The organism is Streptomyces nymphaeiformis (genome assembly GCF_014203895.1).
Lineage (GTDB): Bacteria > Actinomycetota > Actinomycetes > Streptomycetales > Streptomycetaceae > Streptomyces > Streptomyces nymphaeiformis.
The window spans coordinates 234311-256919 of sequence record NZ_JACHJY010000012.1; the positions used below are offsets into that span (position 1 = coordinate 234311).

Consider the following 22609-nt stretch of genomic DNA (forward strand, 5'->3'; position numbering starts at 1 on the left):
GGCGCCCCCAAGGCAGCCACTCCTCGCAGGTTCGAAGACCGTGTCGGGACTATCGCGGCGCCTCAGGCTTCCGATGTCTGCCGGTCCCCGGACCGAGCTTCGGCGCTGTCTCCGGGGCCGAGGGGGCCTCGGTCCGGGGAAACAGGATGCGCCGCGCCTCCGCGAGGTTCGCGGCGAAGCCGTGTGGCTCCCACAAGTGTCCGTTCCACCGCTGGATCGCGCGGGGTGCATCGGGGTTCAGATGCGATGCCCGCGGGCCGTCGCCGGTCACGAGGGGGACAGCCCGCAGCTGCCCGATCCTCGCGTCCCGGCGCTCGGCCCACTCGGCGAGCGGTTCGTCGTCCATGGCCGGAGCGTAGTGGGTCAGGTGATCCGGTGTTCCCAGCGCAGGGAAGGGGCCCGGTCGATCCAGCACTGATGGGAAGCGGGTGTCACGCGGAGCCGTACGGAGTGGATCTCCGGTGCTCCGGCGTCCCGCCAGGCGACGAGAGAACGTTCCACGTCGTCCCACAGTGCCACCGGGCCGCCTTGACGGACGGTCCAGCTCTCGCCGTCGACGAGGAACTCGGCGAACGACTCCCTCTCCGGATCGAACAGGTACCGCAAGGGTGAGCCGTCACCGTTCGTCGCGCGGACGAGCTGAGTGCCCGGTGCGGCCAACTGCGCAAGGAAGGCGGGCATCCACTCCTCCAGGACGAGCGGGGACACCAGAGCGTGCCGCTCGCTTTCGGCGTACGCGGTCCGGGCGGAGAGGTCACCCGCCACGGGGGCCACCGCCTGGGCCCGTGCCTGCATGGAGGAGGAGCGCTCGACGATCGCGCCCTCGGCGCTCCCGTCATCGCCGACGGTGAGGCGCTGCGGAAGCGGTGAGCACTACTCCCGCTCCGGGTCGACCAGGGCGCGGACGGCGGAGGGTCCGATGAAGTCGCGGGCGAGAACGTCCATGATCAGTTCGTCGCACACCCGGCCCAGCCAGTAGCCCACCTCGCGCAGTGTGCCGGCCGTCCGGAATCCCGCCTTCTCGTACGCCTTGACGCCGCCCGCGTTGGGCGCCAGCACCTTCAACCAGACCATGCGCACATTGACGACGTGGAACGCGTAATCGAGGACGAGACGCGTGGCCGCCGTCCCCAGACCACGCCCGCGTGCCTCCGGGGCGAGCATCACGACGTACTCGGCGGTGCGTACCTGGTGGTCGGGCAGGAGCGTCGCGACCCCAACGGGGACGGGCTCGGTACCGCTGACGTCGTAGACGGTGAAGCGGATGTTCCCGCCACGGAGCTGGTGGGCCATGCCCTCCGTACGGGCCTCCAGGGACTCGGGACTCTGGCGCCCGTAGCCCACGAGGAGCGCCGGATCCTGTTCCCACCGCCAGTAGGTCTCGACGAGGTCGGACCGGAACGGGCCGAGGCCGCAGATGTCGTCCTTGATCCACAGAATCGGGTCAGTGGCCACTGCGGTCTCCAATCACGAGAACGGGCGTGTAGGCGCGGGTCGAGTCCGGTTCGGCCAGAGTCAGACGAGCGAAGGCAGGATGCCTCGGCTCCAGTGTCCGAGCCAGAAGGCCATGGCGGACGGCTTGTCCTGGCCCTCGGTCGAGCCGTCGTGGAGGAGGTACTCGGTGGGGGCCAGATAGCCCTCCCCTGGAGCGAGGCGGATCCGGACGCACCCAAGGGGGTGGCCGACGGCAGCGTACGTGCGGTAGTCGTCGGTGTGGGGATACCGCCGCTCGTACGAGTCGGGATGGACCGCCCGGCAGACGGCCTGGGCGTCGAGGTCTCCGAGAACGACGTACCGGTCGCCCGGCCCGAGGTTGAGGGCGAGCCGTCGCCTGCCCACGGTCCTCCGGCCGTAATCGAGCTTGTCCCAGTTGTCGAGGTGGAGACCGATCAGGCGTCCGTCCCGGTAGTTGTCCGTGGTGGTGCGCATCCCGGGCTCGGCAAGGGCCTGGCCGATGTACTCGGCCCGGTCGTCGCCCAGGGGCTTCGCCAGGTCGTCAAGACCCCGGCCGGTGGGTACGGGAGGCCGGACGATCTCCACGAGCATGCTGGAGCGCGCTCGTTCGGGAGCGGCCAGCGCGCGCCCGGCCTCATCGTCCAGTGGCTGCCAGCGGCCGGAGGGGACCACAGCTCCGTCCTCGTACTCCGCCTCGTCCTTGGCTGTGCGGACTACGGCGACGTCACAGCGTGCGCGTAGAGCGCCCAAGTCGTTGAAGGCCAGATACAGGGGCACGGGAGCCCTCCTGGGGATCAGTCGTCCCCGACCGTGATGTCGAGTTCACTCACCAGGGCGTGAACGAGGTCGGCTTGTTGGGTGTGGTCGATGCGGACCTTGGCCAGGTTCGCAACGCCCCGGATCGTCGACAGGTCGTTGCCGCGCAAGTCCGTGTCCCGGTAGCGGCCGCCGCCGAACTCCGTGGTCCTCAAGGTGCAGTCGGAGAACACCACGTCGGACAGGTCGCAGTCGCTGAACACGGCCGCGGTGAGGACGCAGCCCGTGAACGCCACGGGCCCGGTGGCGCGCATCCTGTCGAACGTCGCGTAGTCGAACTTGCAGCCCTCGAACAGCACGTCGTCAAGCACCAGGCCGTCCAGTGCGGCGCCCATGAGCTTGCAGTCGCGGACCACCACACGGGTCAGCTTGCTCTCGCTCCAGCGGACCGACCGGAGATCGCTGCCGCTGATCTCCACACCGTGCAGATTCAGGGCCTGGAGCTCGACCCGCTGAGATCGGACGTCCGCGATGCGGCCGGCGATCAGCTGGGTGTCGGCCAGGTCCAGCGAGCGCAGGTCCGCGTCTCGGAAGGAGAAGTCCTGCACGATGCCACGCGCGCTGTCGAGGGTGTCGACGTGGGACAGGTACAAGCCGGGTTCGTCCAGGTCCGGGGTCGTCACGGTGACGTGCCCGAAGACGCGGGTGGCCATGGTGGTGCTCCGTTCTGTCGTGGGGCCGGGGCAGCCCCACAGAGTCGGCTGGGACCGCCCCGGTGCCGGCGTGGGCTAGGACTTCTTGCTCCAGTCGTCCCACGTGGGCCGGTTGTCGAACACCGGGGTGGGGTTGTCCCAGGTGGGCCGGTTGTCGAAGGTGGCCAGAGCCTGCGTCCCGGCGGCCTCCAGGAGGGACCGGAAGCCGTGGGGCGAGTCCATCACGAGGGTGGTGGCGTCAGCGGGCATGTTCGCGGACATGGCGCGTTACTCCTTCCATCAGGGCGATCTTGGCGGTGGTGCAGTACCGGGTCCTGGTCCCGTCCATCCGGCCGCCGTGCTCGAAGTACCGGTTGGCGGGGTGGGCTCCGCCACAGAAGGCGAAGTACGGGCATGTGGCGCGGCAGGCGTCCACGCCCTTCCAGAACTCGGTGATCCAGGGGGTGCGTTCCTCGGCCTCGGCCACCAGGACGTCGAGACCGGGGCCGAGCACGTTGCCGGTGGTGAAGTCGCCGAACCGGTCGTCGGTGAACCCCGCCAGTTCGGGGGAGAGCATGACCACGCCCGCCGTCGTACGCGACGGTGGGCAGCGGGTCCCACGGGGCGGAGGCCGGGAAGGGCCCCGTGACCTGGCCCTGGAGGACCGCGCCGGCGAAGTTCAGTACGCGCTGGATCTCCCGGAGGCGTACGACCGGGTTGGCCCGCCAGGCATCGGCAAGGGCGGCCCAGAACTCGGCCGCTCGAACGATGTCGGGCGCGGGTGCGGAGAGGTTGACACCCTCCTCTTCTTCGACGTTCACGCCGAGAGTGGTGACGCCGAGTTCGGCGAAGAACTCGTAGAACCGGGCGGCGTCCGCCGGTTCGGGGTCGGAGACGACCGCGATGGCGGAGAACGGAATGCCATGACGGCGCAGACGGTCGACCCCACGCATCGTGACGTGGAATCCGGGGTGCCCGGCGAGGGTGACACGGCGCGTGTTCATGTCTACGGGGCCGTCGATGCTGACTCCGACGGCTACGTTGCGCTCCGACAGGAACTCGCACCAGGCGTCATCGACGAGAGCGGCGTTCGTCTGCATGGAGTGCTTCACGCCCTCGAAGGGCGCCATGAGCGCTGCCAGGTGCTCGCGTCCCGTGGCAAGGGGTTCACCTCCGTGCCAGACCACTTCGAATGCCGGGTCGTCGGCCGCCCATACGTTGACCGGCTCGGCCACCGCTCTGGCGACGTCCACCGTCATGAGGTGCTTCTTCTTCCGCAAGGGCAGGTAGCAGTACGTGCAGTCCATGGGCAGGCACTGCGTCGTCGGCTGCATGACCACCGCACGGGGGACGGCCGCGAGCCGCTGGAGCCGGCGCGAGGGCACGGTGCTGCTCTCGATCGGCCGGACAGCCTGGATGTTGGCAACGGCCGTCGACCACACCACACCGGACGCCGGACGGATGTGAGCGACGCGGACCACACGTCCGTCGCCATGCGTCTCGTGCGTGACCGCCATGAGCTCGCCCTCACCCCGGGAGGCGATGTCCCGTACCCGGTGCCCGAGCAGCTCATGTCGCTCGTACCCGGCGTGGTCGACGGCGTTCACGCCTCGTCCTCCTGGTCGGGCTGCTCGGCGGCGAAGCGGCGCATGAACCGCTCCCAGCCACCGGCCGCTCGTACCCGCAGGGCCCGGCTCGGCGCACCCGGCCGGACCTCCTGCGGGGTGTGGGTGCGGCCGCCGCCGGTGCCGGGACTCCAGCGAGGCGGTTCGAGTGCTGTCACACAATTGCTCCTCTCTGTGAGAAGCCGCCTGAAGGGCTCTTCGCCCCACGAGCGACGTGTGACCAGTGAACGACGATCCGTTACCGTCTCCCAGAGCAGACCCCGCGCAATGCCCGGGCGTTTTCCAGGCGTCGGTGCGTGCGCGCAGGGAAAGGTGCTCCCATGAGGGGATGCCAATGTCATTGAGGCGTAGGCGCCTTGCTGAACGGCGTGTGGCGCGGGGCTACTCTCAGGAGGAATTCGCAGAAGCGCTCACGGTGGCCGCGTCCACCGTGGTCCGTTGGGAAAGCGGCCGTGCCACCCCACAGCCGCACCAACGACTCAAGATCGCAACGCTGTTGGGAGTGACCCTCCCCGAGCTGGCAGCCCTCCTCTCCGAAGAACAGCCGGCGGAGACCGCTGCGCTTCCCGACACCCCGCCCCTCTTCCATGGTGATGATGACGACATGAAGCGCCGCAACGTCCTGGGCCTGCTCGCCGTCACGGGCGCACTGGTCGCCCTGCCCGACTCCGACGAAGCCCCCTGCGGGCGCGCGACGGTCGAACTCCTGGAGACGGGGGACGACCTGCACCGCAGCCTGTGGCGGATCTATGCGCTCTCGGACTCCAAACAGGCCGTCTTCCCTGCTGTTCGCGTACAGCTCGACATCATGACGAAGGGGCTGGCCGAGGCGTGTACGCCGGGGGACCGGGCACGGCTGTGCCGGATGACGGCCGACCTCTACCAACTCGTCGGCGAGCTGTTCTTCGACGCCAACCGGTACACCGACGCCGCCCAGTGCTACACATTGGCCGCCCACGCCGCTCACGCCTGCGGGGACCACGACCTCTGGGCCTGCGCCATGACCCGCCACGCGTACGTCGAGCTGTACGCGCGCCGCGCCTCCGCCGCCCAGCCTCTGCTCGCGGCAGCTTCCCGGATCGCCCTGCGGGGCGACGGCGCGCTCTCCACTCGCCACTGGGTCGCCGCCGTCCAGGCGCAGGCGTACGCGGCGGTGGGTGATCTCGACGCATGCAACCGGGCCCTGGACGAAGCCGAGGAGGTGCATGCCCTTGACAGCGCCCACTCCCACAACGGGGGCTGGCTCCGCTTCGACGGTTCCCGCCTCGCCGAGGAAAGAGGAGCCTGCTACCTCCAACTGGACCGCCCCGACCTCGCGGAGGAAGCTCTCGCAGCAGCCCTCGCGCAGCCCCTGTCACTTCGCCGCCGCGCCGCCGTCCTGACCGACCTCGCAGTCCTCGGAGCGTACCGGCATGACATCGACCAGGTCGTGCACTACGCGGAGCAGGTGCTCGGTCTGGCCGACCGCTCGCACTCTGGATTCATCGACAGGAAGCTGGACGGGCTCCGAGGGCGTCTTGCCCCGCTCATGGCCGATGGCCGAGTCTCGGACCTGGATCACCGAATCGCGGCGCTACCGCGTACCGCATGACGAGAGGGACACGCGCATGAGTGACGGCCGGATCTTCCGCGAGGCGTGGATCGCCGGTGTGAACAAGCACTATCCCGGCGAGCCGAAGCCCGGCTACATCACGCCGTGGGACGAGACGCCCGAGTGGGAGCGCCAGGCGGCCGCCGCCGTGTGCGGGCAGGTGCGCGACTTCATCGGGGTCAGTGGAGGACACGCGGCCCGGCTCACCCGCGAGCAGAAGGGTCGCTTCGTCGCGATCTGCTGGACCGCCCAGATGTTCCGGCACTTCGAGGAACCGAAGCCCGGGTACGTCGCCGACTGGGCCGACCTGCCGGCCTGGCAGCGGGAGACGGACGCGGACATCTTCGAACACATCGAGCAGACCCGCTGACGTCCGGAAAGGCGGCGCCCCTGTCCGGACTGATCCCGGCAGGGGCGGATGCGCGAGGTAGACACCGCATACGCGGTCTCCACGGCCCGTCGCTCACGCGTCGCTGTCATCGCCGCCGTCGATGACGGTCAGTTGGGCGCCCTTCGGTGCGTACGGGTCGGGAGTACCGTCCGGAATGTTCTGGATGGCCTGGCCCTGGGCTGCGCCGTTGCCGTTGAAGACGAAGTCGGCGCGCAGACGCCAGTTCCGACCGTCGGCGTAGATGAATCCCTGGTCAGCGAGCTGGCGGAGGGCACGAGACACCGAGGACTGGGACATGCCGACCTGTTCGGCGAACTTCGTCTGGTTCTCGACGATGACCAGGCCATGGTCTTTGCGGTTCTGGATCGCGCACATCTTGTGGAACAGCTTGAAGGCCGCCGCGCTGAGATCGGCGTCCGCGAGTGCCAGGTGTGCCGCGTATCCCATCGTGGTGAACCCTCCTCCTCTGAACCAGAGACCGGCTGCAACGGAGACCGACGAATGGACGGTGAGGTCGTTCACCTCGCCCGTCGACCGGTTGACAGTCTCGATCCGGGTTACCTTTCGGCCCGCACGCACAGGTTACTCCCGCAGATGATTGGAAGACGAGCAGGGATGCATCAGTCGATGCACCACTGGAGGGTTTTCATCCAGAATTGGGTAAACCCTACCCGATCCCATTCAATTCCGGGTAGAGATACCCGGAATTGAATGACCTTTCAGTCATCTACCCAGCTCAGAGGCCTGCCGCTGCCGCTCCGTCTTAAGTAGGTAAGCGCACCCGCCGTACGGGAGCCCCTGCGGTACTCGCTGCGCTCCGTTCCTCGGCGGTGCCCCACCCTCGCCCCGGGCATCCACCGGCCGCCATGGGCCGAGACCGTGGCATCAAGGGGAGGCGTGGCCGGGGTCGGTGGGTGGTTGCCGTGGCACACGTGGCGGGTGCCCGTTCGGCTTTCCCGCCGTCTGGGCCGGCTTTCGTGGGTCGAGGTCACGACAGGGCGCCTCCGTGGCTCTGCCAATCGATCGAGCGTGCTCCTCCCGAGCGCCGCCCCTACGCGTCCGGGAACCAGTCGCGCCCCTGGGCCCAGTGGGCGGCCCAACCCGCGAAACCGGGAGTGCCCGGCATCAGCGCGTCGGGCGACTCGGGGCCGAAGGGCATCGCGCCCTCGCCGGCGATCTGCCAGACGTGGCCGCGCTGCGGGCCGGTGACGATCAGGTGCCAGTACATGCCGCAGCCGTCGGTGCCGAGGAGCAGCGAGCCGTGGTCGAACACGGGGGCGGTCCGGGCCTCGAAGGCGGCCTCGTCCTCGTCCGCCTCCTCGTCCTCCTCCCACAGCCATGCCGCCGTGAGCGGGAAGGGCTCGGCGAGCAGGCGTTCGGGGCGGCCCGCGCCCCAGTCCGAGGGCGTCTCCGCGAGCGGCAGCAGTCCGTAGTACGGCGGCCCCTCGGGCAGTCCGTCGCAGACCTCCGCCACGAACGTCCGGTACGGCTCCGGAAGTTCGACGCCGTGCTCCGCCTCGAACGCCCGCACCGCCTCCCAGCCCGCAGGCGGCGCCGCGTCGGGGCGGGACGCGAAGATCTCGCGCAGGGCGGCCAGCTCGGCCGGGTCACAGGCTTCCGTGTTCATGCCGGGCATCATGCAACACCCGACGGAGAAATCTGTCGCCGCTGGTCAAAGGCCCGTGAAACGCTGGCGGACATGCATCCCGATCCGATCGATCTTGCCCGGCGTCTCGTACAGGACCGCTTTCCCGACGCCCTCGCCGTGGTCCTGGCCGGTTCCACCGCCGCAGGACGCGCGACCGCCAGTAGCGACCTGGACATCGCGGTGCTCATCGGGGACGGCGGCGAGACCGGTCGGGAGACGGTCCGGGTCGAGGGGCGCCTCGTGGAGCTCTTCGTCCACACCCGTGCCGGTCTCGCGGAGCTCTTCGCCGCGGACGTCGCCGCGCGCCGCGGGGTGCTGCAGAGCATGTACGCCACCAGCCTCGTCCTGGTCGACACCGACGGGGAGGCCGGGCGGGCCCGGGACCTGGCCGAGGCCGACCTCCGCAGCGGTCCGCCGGCGCTGGAGCCCGAGATCGTCGAGACCAAGAGGTACGGCCTGACCGACGCTCTGGACGACCTGGCCGACGCGGACGACCCCTTCGAGCGCCTCGCGGTGGCCGGGGTCGTCCTCGACGCCGCCGCCGACCTGCTCCTCGACCACCACCGCGCCTGGTCGGGCAGCGGCAAGTGGCTGCCCAGGAGGCTCGTCGAGGCCGACGCGGAGCGCGGCGGAGCCCTTCTCCAGGGCCACCGCCACCTGTGCGAGACGGGTGACCCGGCGCCGCTGGCCGACGCGGCCCTCCGCGTCCTCGGCCTCGTCGGCGGACCGCTCCGCGAGGGCTACCGCAGGACCTGGCGGGGTGTCATCGACTCCGTCGCCGCAGGCGCCGGGCGCTGACCGCAGCACACCGAGCGGCACTGCTCCCGTTCCGGGTCGACCAGGGCGCGCACGACTGAGGGGCCGACCCGATCGCGACTGCTCCCGGGGAACACGTCCGTCAGGACGACCGGCGGTAGGTGTCAGCCGGATGCCCGGTGGCGCGGTGCCAGGTTCAGGACGGCCCCAGACGCGGCGCGGGCTTTGACCGTTCGTTGTCCGTCGTCGCCTGGAACGCGGCGCGCCATGCAGCGGCGAGGTCGCCCTCGGCGGCGTCGAGAGCGGCAGCGGTGTTGCCGCCGGGAACCGCGACGCGGTTCACGATGTCGTCCAAGCGGGCGCCCTGACCGACCAGGCGGCTCAGGGCGTGCAGGCTCTGCGCGACGAGTTGCTCCGCCAGCTCCCGCGGCAGCGGGGCGCCGCGCTCCTGCTGCGCGTCGACCATCGCCCGGACGGCACCGGCCACCAGGGCCGGGCCGCAGGACGCGAGGTCGGTCGCCGCCCGCCCCTGGCCCTCCTCGATCACGAACGGGGTCGAGAAGGACCGGAGCAGGGCGAGCAGGTCCTCGGTGTCCTGCTCCGTCAGGCGCGGACCGGGCACCAGGAGGGTCGCGCCGGCCCCGATGTCGTTGCCGACGCTCGGGATCAGCTTGGCCACCGGCCCGGGAACGGCCTCTGCCAGCGTCCGGAGCGGCAGGCCGTTGTTGATGGTGACGACGGTGTGCCGCACCGTGAGCCGGGGCCGCAGTTCGTCGAGGACTGCCGGCAGATCCGCGTTCCGGACGCACAGGACGATCAGGCCGACCTGGCGGGGCAGCTCCGCCAGGGGCAGGACCACCGCACCGGGCACGGCTTCCCGGAGCCGCGCGACACTGGCCGGTGACCGCCCGGCCGCGAACAGCCGTCCGGGTCCGACCGCCGCGCCGAAACCGGCCACCAGGGTCAGCCCCATACGGCCGAGACCCACCACGCCGACCGTCCGATGCTTCCTCATGACGCTCAGCATCGCAGGCGCCGGGCGCTGACGTTACGAGGCCTCCTGCCGCTCCCTCCCCCACGCCGCCAGCGGTTCGAGGGCCTCGTTCAGGCGGATGCCCGCCTTCGTCAGGGCGTATTCGACGCGGGGCGGGACCTCGTCGTACGAGACGCGGTCCACGATGCCGTCCGCCTCCAGTTCGCGCAGGTGGGAGGCGAGGACCTTCTCCGTGATGCCCGGGATCAGGCGCCGGAGTTCGCCGAAGCGGCGGTGCGGCTGTTCGTGGAGCGCCCAGAGGATCAGGACTTTCCACTTGCCGCCGATGACCTCCATCGCGGTGTCGATCCCGCAGACGTGGCGGTCGGGCGCCTTCGGCCGGTTCAGTGTCGCCATGCGTCTCCACCCCTCTGACCTGTTCGCTCACCTCAGGGTAACCACCCACTTGAAAGTGGGTACTTGAGCAGGTCAGAGGGCTTGAGCAGCCTTGTGGGCATGACAGCGAACACGCCTCTCACGACCCCCGTCTCCCTTCTCGGGCTCGGTGCCATGGGTACCGCCCTCGCTCGCGCCTGGCTCGCCGCCGGGCATCCGCTCACCGTCTGGAACCGCACCCCCGCCCGCGCCGAGGCGCTCGTCGCCGAGGGGGCCAAGGCGGCGGACGGCGCGGCCGGCGCCGTCGCGGCGAGCGACCTCGTCGTGGTCTGCCTCCTCGACGACGACTCCGTCGGCACCGCCCTCGACGGCGTCGACCTCGCCGGCAAGGACCTCGTCAACCTCACCACCACGACCCCCGAGCAGGCCCGCGCCCGTGCCGCCTGGGCCGAGGAGCGCGGGGCCCGCTACCTGGACGGCGGGATCATGGCCGTACCGCCGATGGTGGGGGTTCCCGAGGCCGGCGGGTTCGTCTTCTACAGCGGATCGCCGGAGGTCTTCGAGGCGCGGCGGGAGGTCCTGGCCGTCCCCGTCGGGACGCGGTACGTCGGCGAGGACCCCGGGTTCGCCGCCCTGCACGACATCGCCCTGCTCAGCGCCATGTACGGGATGTTCGCGGGTGTCGCGCACGCCTTCGCCCTGATCCGGCGGGAGGACATCGATCCCGTGGCCTTCGCCCCGCTGCTCGGGGAGTGGATCCCCGCCATGGCCGGGCCCGCCGTCCGGCAGACCGCCGAGCGCCTCAAGAGCGGCGACCTCACCACCGGCGTCGTCTCCAACCTCGCCATGCAGGTCGCCGGCACCCCGACCTTCCTGGCCGCGGCCGAAGGGCAGGGCGTCAGCACGGAGTTGCTCCGGCCGTACTTCGACCTCATGCGCCGCCGCCTCGACATCGGCAGCGGCGAGGAGGACCTGACCGGTGTCGTGGACCTCCTGCTCCGATAAACGGTGACGGCAAACGGTGACGACCCCTCCTCTTGAGGGGTCCTCCCGTGGCACACTCGCGGCGATCGTTCCCCCAGGCGATCCGTTTCTCCCCATGACGCGCATGAAGCGCATCAGACGCATGAGGCAAGCGGAAGGATCGCGACACACGTGAAGAAGATTGTCGTGGGCATGACTCTCGGGTCGGCGCTCACCGCACTCCTCGCCGCGGGGCTCACCCCCGCCGCCGCGCAGGAGGCCCGGGACGCCGCCCCGGCGGGTGCGAACGCGCACCGGTCCGACGAGCGGCCCGGACCCCTCACGAAGCAGCGCACCAAGCTGCGCGAGCAGGCGATCGACCTGGTCGCCAAGGGCAAGGCCAAGGCGAACGCCCAGGGCGTCGTCGAGGTCGCGCCCGGCAAGTACGCCGAGACCGAGACCACCACCGCCACCCGCCAGGAGAAGATCTTCACGATCCTCTCCGAGTTCGGCGACCAGGGCTCCGGCAAGCTCGGCACCGTCCCCGGCCCGCTGCACAACCAGATACCCCAGCCGGACCGCAGCACCGACAACTCCAACGCCTGGACCTCCGACTTCTCCAAGGCGCACTACGAGGAACTCTTCAACGGCTCCGGCGAGTCCATGAAGACCTTCTACGAGAAGCTGTCCAGCGGCGCCTACTCCGTCTCCAACACCGTCGAGGACTGGGTCAAGGTCCCCGGCAACGCCTCCACCTACGGCGACAACGCCGTCGAGGACACCGGCGGCTCCTGGGCCTTCATCCAGGACACCGGCGACGCCTGGTGGAACGCGCAGCTCGCCGCCGGCAAGACGCCGGCCGAGATCGACGCGTACCTCGCCCAGTTCGACGTCTGGGACCGCAACGACTGGGACCACGACGGCGACTTCAACGAGCCCGACGGCTACATCGACCACTTCCAGGCCGTGCACGCCGGCATGGGCGAGGACGCGGGCGGCGGCGCGCAGGGCGAGGACGCCATCTGGTCCCACCGCTGGTACGTCAACGGCGACGACTACGGCCTCACCGGCCCCGACGTCTCCGGGGCCCAGAACAAGGCCGGCGGCGCCCGCATCGGCCAGTCGAAGTACTGGCTCGGCGACTACACCACCGAGGGCGAGAACGGCGGACTCGGCGTCTTCTGCCACGAGTTCGGCCACGACCTCGGCCTGCCGGACTACTACGACACCGACGGCGGCGAGAACTCCACCGCCTTCTGGACCCTGATGAGCTCCGGCTCCTGGCTCGGCCACGGCGCCGCCGCCAACGCCGGCATCGGCACCCACCCGGGCCTCATGGGCGCCGAGGAGAAGCTCTTCCTCGGCTGGCTGGACCACGCCGACGCCCCGCTCGGCGCCACCGGCTCGTACACCCTGAGCCCGGCCGCCCTCCAGGTCCGCGGCAAGGCGCAGGCCGTCCGCGTCGCGCTCCCGGACAAGACGAGCAGCACCACCTACGCCACGCCCACCTCCGGCACGCACGCCTGGTGGACCGGCTCCGCCGACGGCCTCAACCAGTCCCTCACCCGCTCCGTGCCGGCCGCCCCGAAGGTGACCGTCAAGGCGAGCGCCTGGTACGACATCGAGGCCGACTTCGACTACCTCTTCGCCGAGTACTCCCTCGACGGCGGCGCCACCTGGGCCCGCGCCGGCGCCTCCGTCTCCGGCTCCTCCGCCGGCAAGTGGACGACGCTGCGCTACTCGTACGACTCCGCCGGCAAGCCGTCCCTCTTCCGCTTCCGCTACCAGAGCGACGGCGGCGTGCACTTCGCCGGCGCGTTCCTCGACGACATCACGCTGACCTCCGGCGGGACGACCCTCGCGGCCGACGACGTCGAGCAGGGCGTGGGCGGCTGGACCGCGCAGGGCCGCTGGAAGATCTCCACCGGCACCGAGACGGCCACGGCCCCGCGGTACTACCTCGTCGAGAACCGCGAGTACGTCGGCGCCGACGCGCTCCTCGCCGAGGGCCCGTACCAGTTCAGCAAGGGCATCACCGCCCCGGACTGGGTCGAGTACTTCAGGTTCCAGAACGGCATGCTCGTCTGGTACGTCGACCGGTCCTTCGACGACAACAACGTCAGCAACCACCCCGGTGGCGGCTCGGCGATGGCCGTCGACGCCCGCCCGGCCCCCTTCAGGTACGCCGACGGCACCGCGCCCACCAACCGGCGCCAGCCCTTCGACGCGACCTTCGGCCTGGAGGCCACCGACGCGACCTGCCTCCACAAGGAGGTCCTGGTGGGCAAGGGCGGCAACAAGACGGTCGAGACGCTGGCGGCCTGCGCCCCCTCCGTCCCGGGCATCCCCGTCTTCGACGACACCGACCCGAACGCGTACTACGACACGACGGCCCCGCAGGCCAGCGTGAAGGTCGCCGGCCACGGCGTGCGCGTCACGGTCACCGGTGACGCCGGTGACGACCTGACGATCAGCGTGGCCAACCCGGCCGCGCACTGATCCGTACGAAAAGCAGCGGGGGCGGTACGGAGGGGCTCGCGCCTTCTCCGTACCGCCCCCGCGGCGCTTTCCGAGGGGCCTCAGCCCTCCCGTACCGCCTGCGCCAGTTCCGTCAGGAACTCCACCACGCCCGCCGGGCCCGCCACGGACAGGTCCGCGCGCTCGGCCAGCTCCGGGACCTCCGTGGAGCCGCTGCACACCAGGACGCCCGGGGTGCCGTCGGAGCGGAGCTTCTCGACCGCCGCGAAGGCCGGCAGGTCGCCCAGGTCGTCGCCCGCGTACAGCACGGACCCGGCGCCCACCTCCCGTACGTACTCCGCGAGCGCCAGGCCCTTGTCCATGCCCGGCGGCCGCAGCTCCAGGACCATCCGGCCGGGCTCCAGGACGAGGCCGTGGGCGACGGCCAGGTCGCCGAGGGGACCGCGCAGGGCCTCGAAGGCGCCCTCCGGGTCCTGGGCGCGGCGGGTGTGGACGGCGACCGCTCGGCCCTTCTCCTCGATCCAGACTCCGGGCCAGGCACCGGCCCGGTCCAGGAAGCCGGGGAGCTCGGCGCGGACGGAGGCGACGCCGGGGTGCGGGGCGGTGGCCTTCACGGTGCCGGTGACGGCGTCCCAGCGTTCGGCGCCGTAGTGGCCGAGGACGACGAGGTGCTCCAGGCCGGGGACGCCGGCGAAGCCGCCGTAGCGGACGGCGACCCCGGCGGGGCGGCCGGTCACGACGGCGACGGAGGCGACCTGCGGGGCGAGGGCGGCGAGCGCGGGCACGGCGCCGGGGTGGGCGCGGGCCTGCTCGGGGTCGGGGACGATCTCGGCGAGGGTGCCGTCGAAGTCGAGGGCGACGACGGCGTCCGCCGGGCGCGCGAGGAGCGCGGCCAGACCGTCGTGTCCGGCGGGTGTGGTCGGGTGCGGAAGGCTGCTGACCATGTTCCCGACCCTACCCACGTACGGGGGTCACGTCAGCGTGGCCGGAGTCACCCTTCCCTGCGGCGCTGCTTCTCCTCGCGGACCCGGCGCAGCCGGTTGACGGTCACCGGGTCGTGGGCCAGGGCGCGCGGGTCGTCGAGGAGGGCGTTGAGGAGCTGGTAGTAGCGGGTCGGCGAGAGGCCGAGCCGCTCGCGGACGGCCCGCTCCTTGGCGCCGGGGCCGGGCCAGGAGCGGCGCTCGACGGCGAGGAGCGCCTGCTCGCGCTCCCCGAGTCCACTGCTGTCGGCCTCTTCGGTCATACGACCAACATACGACCAACCGATTACTCGGCGTTCTCCGCCGCCGTCGCCGCCCGGCCGATCCGGCCGAGGACGTCGGCGGGCTTCCCCTCGGGGGTGACGGCCTTGCCGATGTTCTGCTTGACGTCCTCGCTGACCTTGGCCCAGGAGGTCTTGCCGACCGGCGGGAGCTGCGCGTCGGGGAGGACCTTGAGGAAGACGCGCAGGTTGGCGTGGGCGGGGTCGGTCTCCATGCGGGTGGAGGCGGTGACGGTGACCGGCAGGAGGTCGTTGTCGCCGGCGAACTTCAGGACGTTCTCGTCGCTGAAGACGAAGTTGAGGAAGTCGCCGATCTCCTTGCGGTGGCCGTTCTGCTTGAAGCCCATGATCCAGTCGGCGACGCCCATGGAGGTCTTGGGCGTGCCGTCGACGCCGGGGAGGGGGACCTGGCCGACCTGGACGCCCTTCTTCGCGGCCTCCTTGAGGAGCGAGGGGTGGCCGTTGAGCATGCCGACCTCGCCGCTCGCGAAGGCGGCGAAGGCGGCCTTGCGGTTGAGCTTGCCGGGGGCGACGGGGCCGGTGAGGTCCTTGCCGACGAGGTTCGTGCGGAGCCACTCGAAGGTGCGGATGTTGGCGTCGGAGTCGACGGCGTAGCGGTCGGCCGCGTCGGTCCAGCCGCCGCCTCCGCTGAGCAGCCACATGAGGGCCTCGGCCTGGGCCTCCTCGGGGCCGAGGGGCAGCGCGAAGGGGGTGGTGACGCCCTTGGCCTTGAGCTTCTCGGCGGCCTCGGCGAGCTCGTCCCAGGTGGTGGGGGCCTCGGCGCCGGCCTCCTTGAAGAGGTCCTTGTTGTAGAAGAGCGGCCGGGTGGAGGCGACGAACGGCATGCCGTACTGGGTGCGCTTGTACTCGCCGGCGGCGACGAGCGGGGCCAGGAAGTTGGCCTGGACGCGGATGGAGAGGAGCTCGTCGGCGGCGTAGAGCTGGTCGGCGGCCGCGTAGTCGGCGTAGGCGCCGATCTGGGCGATGTCGGGGGCCTGGCCGGCCTTGACCATCTCGGCGACCTTGCGGTCGACGTCGTCCCAGGAGATGACCTGGACCTCGACCTTGACGCCGGGGTGCTTCGCCTCGAAGGCGGCGACGAGGTCGGCCCAGTACTTCTTGGTGGTGTCGCCGCCGGTCAGGTCGTAGTCGGCGGCGACCAGCTTGAGGGTCACATCGCCGGAGTCGCCGCCCAGGGTGCCGCAGCCGGCGACCGTGGCGGTCAGTCCGAGGGCGGCGGCGGCCGCGGTCAATCCAAGGAATCGTCGCCGCTCCACGGCTTCATCCACCTTTTGCTCGTCTTTGAGCTGTCGTTTCTTCAGAGTTTCCGCTGCATTGAGCTGCGTGTTTGCTCTTCTCAGGGCCGTAAGTCTGCCCCGGACGCGGGCATGAGGTCTACACCACTTGGGTATCACTTCCGCAACTGCGACGGGACCATGGCTCCATGGCGGGCTCCGAATTTGTATCCGTACGCAACAATCCTCGGCAGTGGACTAGACCTTTTGGGTCTCCGGGGGACAGACTGTCCTCCGTGAGACACGTCATCGCCCTGGATGTGGGCGGCACCGGCATGAAGGCCGCCCTCGTCGGGGCGGACGGCACCCTGCTGCACGAGGCCCGCCGCGCCACCGGGCGCGAGCGCGGCCCCGAGGCCGTGGTGGAGACGATCCTCGGCTTCGCCGAAGAGCTCCGCACCCTCGGCCAGGAGCGGTACGGAGAGCCCGCCGCGGCCGCCGGAGTCGCCGTCCCCGGCATCGTCGACGCCGAGAACGGCATCGCCGTCTACGCCGCCAACCTCGGCTGGCGCGACGTTCCCATGCGCGAACTCCTCAGCCGCCGGCTCGACGGCATCCCCGTCGCCCTCGGCCACGACGTCCGCACCGGCGGCCTCGCCGAAGGCCGCATCGGCGCGGGCAACGGCGCCGACCGCTTCCTCTTCGTGCCCCTCGGCACCGGCATCGCCGGAGCCATCGGCATCGGCGACCGCATCGAGGCCGGCGCCCACGGCTACGCCGGCGAGATCGGCCACATCGTCGTCCGCCCCGGCGGCACCGACTGCGGCTGCGGCCAGCGCGGCTGCCTGGAGCGGTACGCCTCCGCCTCCGCCGTCTCCCTCGCCTGGGCCGAGGCCAGCGGCGATCCCGAAGCCGACGCCGCCGACTGCGCGAAGGCCGTCGAATCCGGCGACGCCACGGCCGTGAGGGTCTGGCAGGACGCCGTCGACGCCCTCGCCGACGGCCTCGTCACCGCGCTCACCCTCCTGGACCCGCGCACCCTCATCATCGGTGGCGGGCTCGCCGAGGCCGGGGAAACCTTGTTCACACCACTCCGGGCCGCCGTGGAGGAACGCGTCACGTTCCAGAAGCTGCCCGCCATCGTCCCGGCGGCCCTCGGGGACACCGCCGGATGCCTGGGCGCGGGCCTCCTCGCCTGGGACCTGCTCGCCGAACAGCACCCCACCGACTCGGAGGTTTCCGCCTGATGGCCGATCACAAGGTTCTCGCCGGCGCACACGTCGTGCTGCCCACCGGAACGGTCGAGAACGGACGCGTGATCGTCGAAGGCGACCGCATCGCGGGCTCCGCACCCGAGGGCGCCCCCGTCGTCGACCTGAGCGGCCACTGGCTCGTCCCCGGCTTCGTCGACCTGCACAACCACGGCGGCGGCGGCGCCTCCTTCACCTCCGGCACCGTCGACGAGGTCCTCAAGGGCGTCCACACCCACCGCCTGCACGGCACCACCACCGTCGTCGCCTCCTTCGTCACCGGCGACATGGACTTCCTCGGCCGGCGCGCCGGGCTGCTCTCCGAGCTCGCCGAGCAGGGCGAGATCGCCGGCCTCCACTTCGAGGGCCCGTTCATCTCCCCCTGTCGCAAGGGCGCCCACGACGAGACCCTGCTCCGCGACCCCGACCCGGCCGAGGTCCGCAAGCTGATCGACGCCGCGCGCGGCCAGGCCAAGATGGTCACCCTCGCCACCGAGCTGCCCGGCGGCATCGACTCCGTGCGCCTCCTCGCCGAGCACGGCGTGATCGCCGCCATCGGCCACACCGACGCCACGTACGAGCAGACGCGGGCGGCCATCGACGCGGGCGCCACCGTCGCCACCCACCTCTACAACGCGATGCCCGCCCTCGGGCACCGCGCCCCCGGCCCGATCGCCGCGCTCCTGGAGGACGAGCGGATCACCGTCGAGCTCATCAACGACGGCACCCACCTCCACCCCGCCGCCCTGGAGCTCGCCTTCCACCACGCGGGCCCCGAGCGCGTCGCCTTCATCACCGACGCCATGGACGCCGCCGGCTTCGGCGACGGCCGCTACATGCTCGGCCCGCTGGCCGTCGAGGTGAAGGACAGCGTCGCCCGCCTCGTCGAGGGCGGCTCCATCGCCGGCTCCACCCTGACCCTGGACCGCGCCTTCAAGCGCGCGGCGACCGTCGACGGCCTCCCCGTCGAAGCGGTCGTCCAGGCCATCTCCGCCAACCCGGCCCGGCTGCTCGGCATGTACGACCGCGTCGGCTCCCTGGAGCCCGGCAAGGACGCCGACATCGTCGTCCTCGACGCCGAGTTCGAGCTCAAGGGCGTCATGCGCAAGGGCGAGTGGATCGTGGATCCGCTGGAGAACACGACCGCCTGATCAGGTGTCACCCAGGAGGGCGGTTGGCCGTGGGTCTGGGCCAACCGCCGTTCGTTTGGCATGATCGGTGCCCGTCGGAGCGCGTGTTCCGCAGGACTTCACAGGGAGTACGGGCGGTGGACAGGTCTTGATCGTCACGGTGACCCTCAACACGGCACTGGACCTGACCTACCGGGTCCCCGCCCTCACCCCGCACGCCTCCCACCGCGTCACGCAGGTCATCGAGCGGCCCGGCGGCAAGGGCCTCAACGTCGCCCGCGTCCTCGCCGCCCTCGGGCACGAGACGGTCGCCACGGGCTTCGCGGGCGGCGCGACGGGCGCGACGCTGCGGGACCAGCTGGCGGCCACGCCCGTACGCGACGAACTCGTCGAGACCGCCGGGACCACCCGCCGCACGGTCGCCGTCGTCGACACCGCGAGCGGGGACACCACCCAGCTCAACGAACCGGGCCCGACCGTCACCGCCGCGGAATGGAACGCCTTCCGCGCCCGCTTCACCGAACTCCTCGACGGAGCACGGGCGGTCGCCCTCTGCGGCAGCCTCCCGCCGGGCATCCACGTCGGCGCGTACGCGGAACTGATCCGCCTGGCCCGGACGGCCGGCGTTCCGGTCCTCCTCGACACCAGCGGCGAACCGCTGCGCCGGGGCATCGCCGCCCGCCCCGACCTGGTCAAGCCGAACGCCGACGAACTCGCCCAGCTGACCGGCGCCCGCGAACCCCACCGGGCCACCCGCGACGCCCGCCGCCGGGGCGCCCGCGCGGTCGTCTCCTCGCTCGGCCCCGAGGGCATGCTCGCCGCCACCCCCGAGGGCCTGTGGCGCGCGACCCCGCCCGCCGCGGTCAAGGGCAACCCCACGGGCGCGGGCGACTCGGCCGTCGCCGGCCTCCTCTCGGGCCTGGTCGACGACGCCCCCTGGCCCGAACGCCTCACCCGCGCGGTCGCCCTCTCGGCGGCGACGGTCCTCTCCCCGGTGGCCGGCGAGTTCGACGCGCCGGCGTACGAGGAGCTGCTGACGCGGGTGACGGTGACGGCGGAGACCCCCTGAGGGGTCAGCCCTTCCCGGTGTGACCGGCCTCCAGGTAGACCTGGTCGAGGATCGCCTCGCAGGAGTCGCCCGCCTCGCAGGAGATCTTGAGCGCGTTCGATCCCTTGTTCAGGTTCACGTAGGAGTAGGTGTAGGTCCAGCCCTTCTCCCAGTCGCCCTCCGGGGCCTTCGCGAAGTTCCCCATGTTGATCTCGCGCGGCGCCTCGCCGTTGACCGTCAGGGACGTCTTCGCGTCCTTGCCGGGCACGCTGTACGTGATGCGGAGCGTGTACTCGCCGGTGTTCGGCACGTCGACCGACCAGCTCGCCGAGCTGCCCTCGCCGGTCAGGGTCACGTAGGCGCCGTTCGTGCCCTTCGCACCCTTGATGCCGGTCCCCGTGGTGGCCGCGCCGCCCAGCGTCAGCGTCGCCGCGTCCTGCTTGGGGAGCTCCTCCGGGGTCTTCTCGGCGCTCGGTTCGGTGCTCGGGGTCTCCGAGACCTGGGACGGCGCGGTCGACGGGGTGTTCCCGCCGGCCTTGTCGTCCTTCTTGTCCTTCTCGTTGCCCGAGTTGGAGATCACCGCGGCCGCGATGCCGATCACGACGACCGCCACCACGGCGACCGCGCCGACCAGCAGGCCCTTCGTGTTGGGGCCGCGACCGGAGCCGCCGCCGCGCTGGGCCGGGATCGCCCGGGTCTGCGGCTGCGCGCCGTACGTCTCGGGCGCCGCGTACTGCGCCTGCGGCTGGCCGTACGCGGCCTGCTGCTGCGGCGGCACGTACGGCTGCTGCTGGTGGTGGCCGTACTTGCGCTCGCCGACGGTCCTGACCTGGTTGTACGAGGTCCGGGGCACGCCCGGCTGAGCGGGGGCGGGGCCGGGGTAGCCGTAGCCGCCGCCCTGCGGGGGCCGGGCGCCTGCCGCCTGGCCGTCCTCGTAGAGGTAGCCGAACGGATCGTCGTCCTCGGGCGTGTTCGCGCCCTCGTTACCGGCAGCCATCCGGGTCATCCTCTCCATGCTCGCCAGCCGTCGCCGACCGGCCGAGCCTACCCCGAACGGGCGAGCGCGCGACTCAGCCGGCCCGCCGCTGGACCTTCGCCCGGGAACGCTTCTCCACGTACATCCGCTGGTCGGCGGAGTTCAGGACCTCTTCCACGGTCATCCCGCATTCGGCCCAGCCGATGCCGAAACTCGCCCCGACGCGGACCGCACGACCGTCCACCCGGATCGGCGGGATGATCGCGTTGCGCAGACGAACCGCGAGGTCGGCGGCGTCCGCGGCACCGAGGCCGTCGGCGAGGACGACGAACTCGTCCCCGCCGAGCCGGGCGACCGTGTCGCCGTCCCGGACGCCGGTGGTGAGCCGGCGCGCGACCTCGATGAGCACGGCGTCGCCGGTGTGGTGCCCGAAGCGGTCGTTGATCGACTTGAAGCCGTCGAGGTCGCAGAAGAGGACCGCGAGCCCCTTGGTGCCGTCGTCGGTCTCACCGCCGGTGGGCGCGACGATGTGGACGTGGTGGTCGTACGGCCCGGCGCCCGCCGGCTCGAAACCGAAGCCGTGCTCGTGCTCGTGTTCGTGGGCGTACGGCTGCGGCTCGTAGCCGGAGTCGTACGCGGGCTCGTAGGAGGGTTCGTAGGAGGGCTCGTAACCCCCGGCGCCGTGTCCCGTCCCGTAGCCGCCGTCCCGCTGGGAGTCGTACGCGCCGTACGCCGCCTCGTCCCCCGGCGCCGACGGCCGCTCGCACAGCCGGGCGGAGAGCCGGGAGCGGAGCTCGGCGCTGTTGGGGAGGCCGGTGAGGGCGTCGTGCGAGGCGCGGTGGGCGAGCTGGAGCTCGTGCCGCTTGCGCTCCTCGATGTCCTCGACGTGGGTGAGGAGGAAGCGGGGGCCGTCGGCGGTGTCGGCGACGACGGAGTTGCGCAGGGAGACCCAGACGTACGTGCCGTCCCGGCGCCCGAGCCGCAGCTCGGCCCGGCCGCCCTCGGCGGAGGTGCGGAGCAGGGTCCCGATGTCCTCGGGGTGGACGAGGTCGGCGAAGGAGTACCGCCGCATGACGGAGGAGGGCCGGCCGAGGAGCCGGCACAGGGCGTCGTTGGTACGGAGCAGCCGGCCGTGCTGGTCGCCGCCCATCTCGGCGATGGCCATGCCGGAGGGCGCGTACTCGAAGGCCTGCCGGAAGGACTCCTCGGAGGCGCGGAGGGCCTGCTGCTCACGCTCCAGGCGGACCAGGGCGCGCTGCATGTTGGAGCGGAGGCGGGCGTTGCTGATGGCGATCGCCGACTGCGAGGCGTACATCTGGAGCGCTTCCTGGCCCCAGGGGCCGGGGTGCCGGCCGTTGCGCGGGCGGTCGACGGATATGACGCCGAGGAGCTCACGCCCGGAGCCCGAGGCGTACATCGGGGCGTAGAGCCGGTCGTGCGGGTGCCACTCGTCCTCGAAGCGGGGCGCGGGCCCCTCGGTGTGCCACTGGGGGACGTCGTCCTCCATGAGGACCCAGCCCTCGGTGTGCGGGATGAAGCGCAGGTCGCCCCAGGAGACGCCCATGGAGAGGCGGCGCTCCCAGGAGGTGCGGGAGCCGACGCGGCCGGTGATCAGGGCCTCCGCGGCGGAGCTTCCGGCGAAGGCGGCGACGACGAGGTCACCGTCGGGGCGGACGAGGTTGACGCAGGCCAGCTCGTAGTTGAGACCGGCGACCACGCCGTCGGCGACGGTCTGCAGGGTGTCCGCCAGGCTGCGGGCAGTGTTGAGGTCCGCCACGACCTGATGCAGCTGCCGCAGGGTCGAGAGACGGACGTAAGGCTCCGACTCGGTCTCCATCGCTCGCTCTCCCCGAGACCTCGACAGCAACTCCAGGGTTCTCATCGGCTTCGTACTGCACTGTCACCGCCACTGAATCACAGCGAGCTCCGCACCCGGTACACAGGGTCAGCAAATACTGCCCTCTGTGACTCAAGTCACAGCAGGT

Annotated in this window: 25 protein-coding genes and 2 pseudogenes; 9 read left to right on the forward strand and 18 right to left on the reverse strand. The window is 71.4% G+C overall.

Annotated elements, in window-relative coordinates:
- Positions 1 to 49: 49 nt before the first annotated feature.
- From GGE06_RS42120 to GGE06_RS44130, 8 genes and pseudogenes are all read right to left on the reverse strand, one after another.
- The gene (locus tag GGE06_RS42120; protein WP_116159671.1) at positions 50 to 346 is read right to left on the reverse strand and encodes a DUF6087 family protein; all 297 of its coding nucleotides are present in this window, start codon (positions 344 to 346) and stop codon (positions 50 to 52) included.
- 17 nt (positions 347 to 363) lie between these two features.
- A pseudogene (locus GGE06_RS35850) lies at positions 364 to 855 on the reverse strand (methyltransferase domain-containing protein); the annotation flags it as partial.
- A gap of 18 nt (positions 856 to 873) precedes the next feature.
- Positions 874 to 1419, reverse strand: coding sequence for a GNAT family N-acetyltransferase (locus GGE06_RS35855; protein WP_312883422.1), 546 nt, complete (start codon positions 1417 to 1419; stop codon positions 874 to 876).
- A 96-nt stretch (positions 1420 to 1515) separates the two neighbouring features.
- On the reverse strand, positions 1516 to 2232 hold the full coding sequence (locus GGE06_RS35860; RefSeq protein ID WP_116159673.1) for a hypothetical protein: 717 nt from the start codon (positions 2230 to 2232) through the stop codon (positions 1516 to 1518).
- 17 nt (positions 2233 to 2249) lie between these two features.
- Positions 2250 to 2924 (reverse strand): pentapeptide repeat-containing protein, encoded by a 675-nt coding sequence (locus tag GGE06_RS35865; protein WP_184932739.1) that lies wholly within the window; start codon positions 2922 to 2924, stop codon positions 2250 to 2252.
- Positions 2925 to 2999: 75 nt separating this feature from the next.
- Positions 3000 to 3185 (reverse strand): multiple cyclophane-containing RiPP AmcA, encoded by a 186-nt coding sequence (gene amcA, locus GGE06_RS35870; protein WP_116159675.1) that lies wholly within the window; start codon positions 3183 to 3185, stop codon positions 3000 to 3002.
- Complete coding sequence (locus GGE06_RS43010; RefSeq protein ID WP_246532929.1) at positions 3163 to 3486, reverse strand: hypothetical protein; 324 nt, start codon at positions 3484 to 3486, stop codon at positions 3163 to 3165. The genes amcA and GGE06_RS43010 overlap by 23 nt, the downstream gene beginning before the upstream one ends.
- Positions 3487 to 3799: 313 nt before the next feature.
- Positions 3800 to 4237: pseudogene (locus GGE06_RS44130) on the reverse strand (radical SAM protein); the annotation flags it as partial.
- Between GGE06_RS44130 and GGE06_RS43570 the strand changes: the two are divergent.
- Complete coding sequence (locus GGE06_RS43570) at positions 4236 to 4370, forward strand: hypothetical protein (protein ID WP_281402399.1); 135 nt, start codon at positions 4236 to 4238, stop codon at positions 4368 to 4370. The pseudogene GGE06_RS44130 and the gene GGE06_RS43570 sit on opposite strands and share 2 nt — an antisense overlap.
- A 136-nt stretch (positions 4371 to 4506) precedes the next feature.
- On the opposite strand, the gene GGE06_RS35880 is transcribed toward GGE06_RS43570, so the two are convergent.
- Complete coding sequence (locus GGE06_RS35880; protein ID WP_116159676.1) at positions 4507 to 4686, reverse strand: hypothetical protein; 180 nt, start codon at positions 4684 to 4686, stop codon at positions 4507 to 4509.
- A 176-nt stretch (positions 4687 to 4862) separates the two neighbouring features.
- Here GGE06_RS35880 and GGE06_RS35885 point away from each other — a divergent pair, with 176 nt between their 5' ends.
- Positions 4863 to 6119, forward strand: coding sequence for a helix-turn-helix domain-containing protein (locus GGE06_RS35885; protein ID WP_184932740.1), 1257 nt, complete (start codon positions 4863 to 4865; stop codon positions 6117 to 6119).
- A 16-nt stretch (positions 6120 to 6135) separates the two neighbouring features.
- Positions 6136 to 6489 (forward strand): hypothetical protein, encoded by a 354-nt coding sequence (locus GGE06_RS35890; protein WP_116159678.1) that lies wholly within the window; start codon positions 6136 to 6138, stop codon positions 6487 to 6489.
- 93 nt (positions 6490 to 6582) lie between these two features.
- Here the strand turns inward: GGE06_RS35890 and GGE06_RS43020 are convergent, their stop codons facing one another.
- Entirely contained in the window at positions 6583 to 7032 is a 450-nt protein-coding gene (locus GGE06_RS43020) for a MarR family transcriptional regulator (protein ID WP_147321076.1), read from the reverse strand.
- A 529-nt stretch (positions 7033 to 7561) separates the two neighbouring features.
- Entirely contained in the window at positions 7562 to 8149 is a 588-nt protein-coding gene (locus GGE06_RS35900) for an SMI1/KNR4 family protein (RefSeq protein ID WP_184932741.1), read from the reverse strand.
- Between the two features lie 60 nt (positions 8150 to 8209).
- Between GGE06_RS35900 and GGE06_RS35905 the strand changes: the two genes are divergently transcribed.
- Positions 8210 to 8956 (forward strand): nucleotidyltransferase domain-containing protein, encoded by a 747-nt coding sequence (locus GGE06_RS35905; protein ID WP_184932742.1) that lies wholly within the window; start codon positions 8210 to 8212, stop codon positions 8954 to 8956.
- Positions 8957 to 9110: 154 nt separating this feature from the next.
- Here GGE06_RS35905 and GGE06_RS35910 read toward each other — a convergent pair whose 3' ends face one another.
- Both GGE06_RS35910 and GGE06_RS35915 read right to left on the reverse strand, forming a co-directional pair.
- Positions 9111 to 9929, reverse strand: coding sequence for a pyrroline-5-carboxylate reductase family protein (locus GGE06_RS35910; RefSeq protein WP_184932743.1), 819 nt, complete (start codon positions 9927 to 9929; stop codon positions 9111 to 9113).
- Positions 9930 to 9962: 33 nt separating this feature from the next.
- Complete coding sequence (locus GGE06_RS35915) at positions 9963 to 10304, reverse strand: winged helix-turn-helix transcriptional regulator (RefSeq protein ID WP_184932744.1); 342 nt, start codon at positions 10302 to 10304, stop codon at positions 9963 to 9965.
- A 99-nt stretch (positions 10305 to 10403) separates the two neighbouring features.
- On the opposite strand from GGE06_RS35915, the gene GGE06_RS35920 reads away from it, so the two are divergent.
- Together GGE06_RS35920 and GGE06_RS35925 are read left to right on the forward strand one after the other, a co-directional pair.
- Positions 10404 to 11288 (forward strand): NAD(P)-dependent oxidoreductase, encoded by an 885-nt coding sequence (locus tag GGE06_RS35920; RefSeq protein WP_184932745.1) that lies wholly within the window; start codon positions 10404 to 10406, stop codon positions 11286 to 11288.
- A 150-nt stretch (positions 11289 to 11438) separates the two neighbouring features.
- Positions 11439 to 13745: an immune inhibitor A domain-containing protein gene (locus GGE06_RS35925; RefSeq protein WP_184932746.1), complete on the forward strand. Its 2307-nt coding sequence runs from the start codon at positions 11439 to 11441 to the stop codon at positions 13743 to 13745.
- An 80-nt stretch (positions 13746 to 13825) separates the two neighbouring features.
- Here GGE06_RS35925 and otsB read toward each other — a convergent pair whose 3' ends face one another.
- Genes otsB through GGE06_RS35940 form a run of 3 tightly spaced genes read right to left on the reverse strand, consistent with a single transcriptional unit; the run spans position 13826 to position 16274 of the window.
- On the reverse strand, positions 13826 to 14668 hold the full coding sequence (otsB, locus tag GGE06_RS35930; protein WP_184932747.1) for a trehalose-phosphatase: 843 nt from the start codon (positions 14666 to 14668) through the stop codon (positions 13826 to 13828).
- Positions 14669 to 14715: 47 nt separating this feature from the next.
- Positions 14716 to 14967 (reverse strand): DUF3263 domain-containing protein, encoded by a 252-nt coding sequence (locus GGE06_RS35935; protein WP_116159686.1) that lies wholly within the window; start codon positions 14965 to 14967, stop codon positions 14716 to 14718.
- 23 nt (positions 14968 to 14990) lie between these two features.
- Positions 14991 to 16274, reverse strand: a complete 1284-nt coding sequence (locus GGE06_RS35940; RefSeq protein ID WP_116159687.1) for an extracellular solute-binding protein — start codon at positions 16272 to 16274, stop codon at positions 14991 to 14993.
- A gap of 242 nt (positions 16275 to 16516) precedes the next feature.
- Between GGE06_RS35940 and GGE06_RS35945 the strand changes: the two genes are divergently transcribed.
- The 3 genes from GGE06_RS35945 to GGE06_RS35955 all read left to right on the forward strand — a co-directional run bounded on the left by GGE06_RS35945 (position 16517) and on the right by GGE06_RS35955 (position 19669).
- Complete coding sequence (locus GGE06_RS35945) at positions 16517 to 17467, forward strand: ROK family protein (RefSeq protein WP_116159688.1); 951 nt, start codon at positions 16517 to 16519, stop codon at positions 17465 to 17467.
- The gene (nagA, locus tag GGE06_RS35950) at positions 17467 to 18621 is read left to right on the forward strand and encodes an N-acetylglucosamine-6-phosphate deacetylase (RefSeq protein WP_116159689.1); all 1155 of its coding nucleotides are present in this window, start codon (positions 17467 to 17469) and stop codon (positions 18619 to 18621) included. Before GGE06_RS35945 ends, nagA begins: the two co-directional genes overlap by 1 nt.
- Before the next feature lie 127 nt (positions 18622 to 18748).
- Positions 18749 to 19669: a 1-phosphofructokinase family hexose kinase gene (locus GGE06_RS35955; RefSeq protein WP_116159690.1), complete on the forward strand. Its 921-nt coding sequence runs from the start codon at positions 18749 to 18751 to the stop codon at positions 19667 to 19669.
- 4 nt (positions 19670 to 19673) lie between these two features.
- Here the strand turns inward: GGE06_RS35955 and GGE06_RS35960 are convergent, their stop codons facing one another.
- Positions 19674 to 20645 (reverse strand): CBM35 domain-containing protein, encoded by a 972-nt coding sequence (locus GGE06_RS35960; RefSeq protein ID WP_184932748.1) that lies wholly within the window; start codon positions 20643 to 20645, stop codon positions 19674 to 19676.
- A 73-nt stretch (positions 20646 to 20718) separates the two neighbouring features.
- Positions 20719 to 22461 (reverse strand): diguanylate cyclase CdgB, encoded by a 1743-nt coding sequence (cdgB, locus tag GGE06_RS35965; RefSeq protein ID WP_184932749.1) that lies wholly within the window; start codon positions 22459 to 22461, stop codon positions 20719 to 20721.
- Positions 22462 to 22609 lie beyond the last annotated feature (148 nt).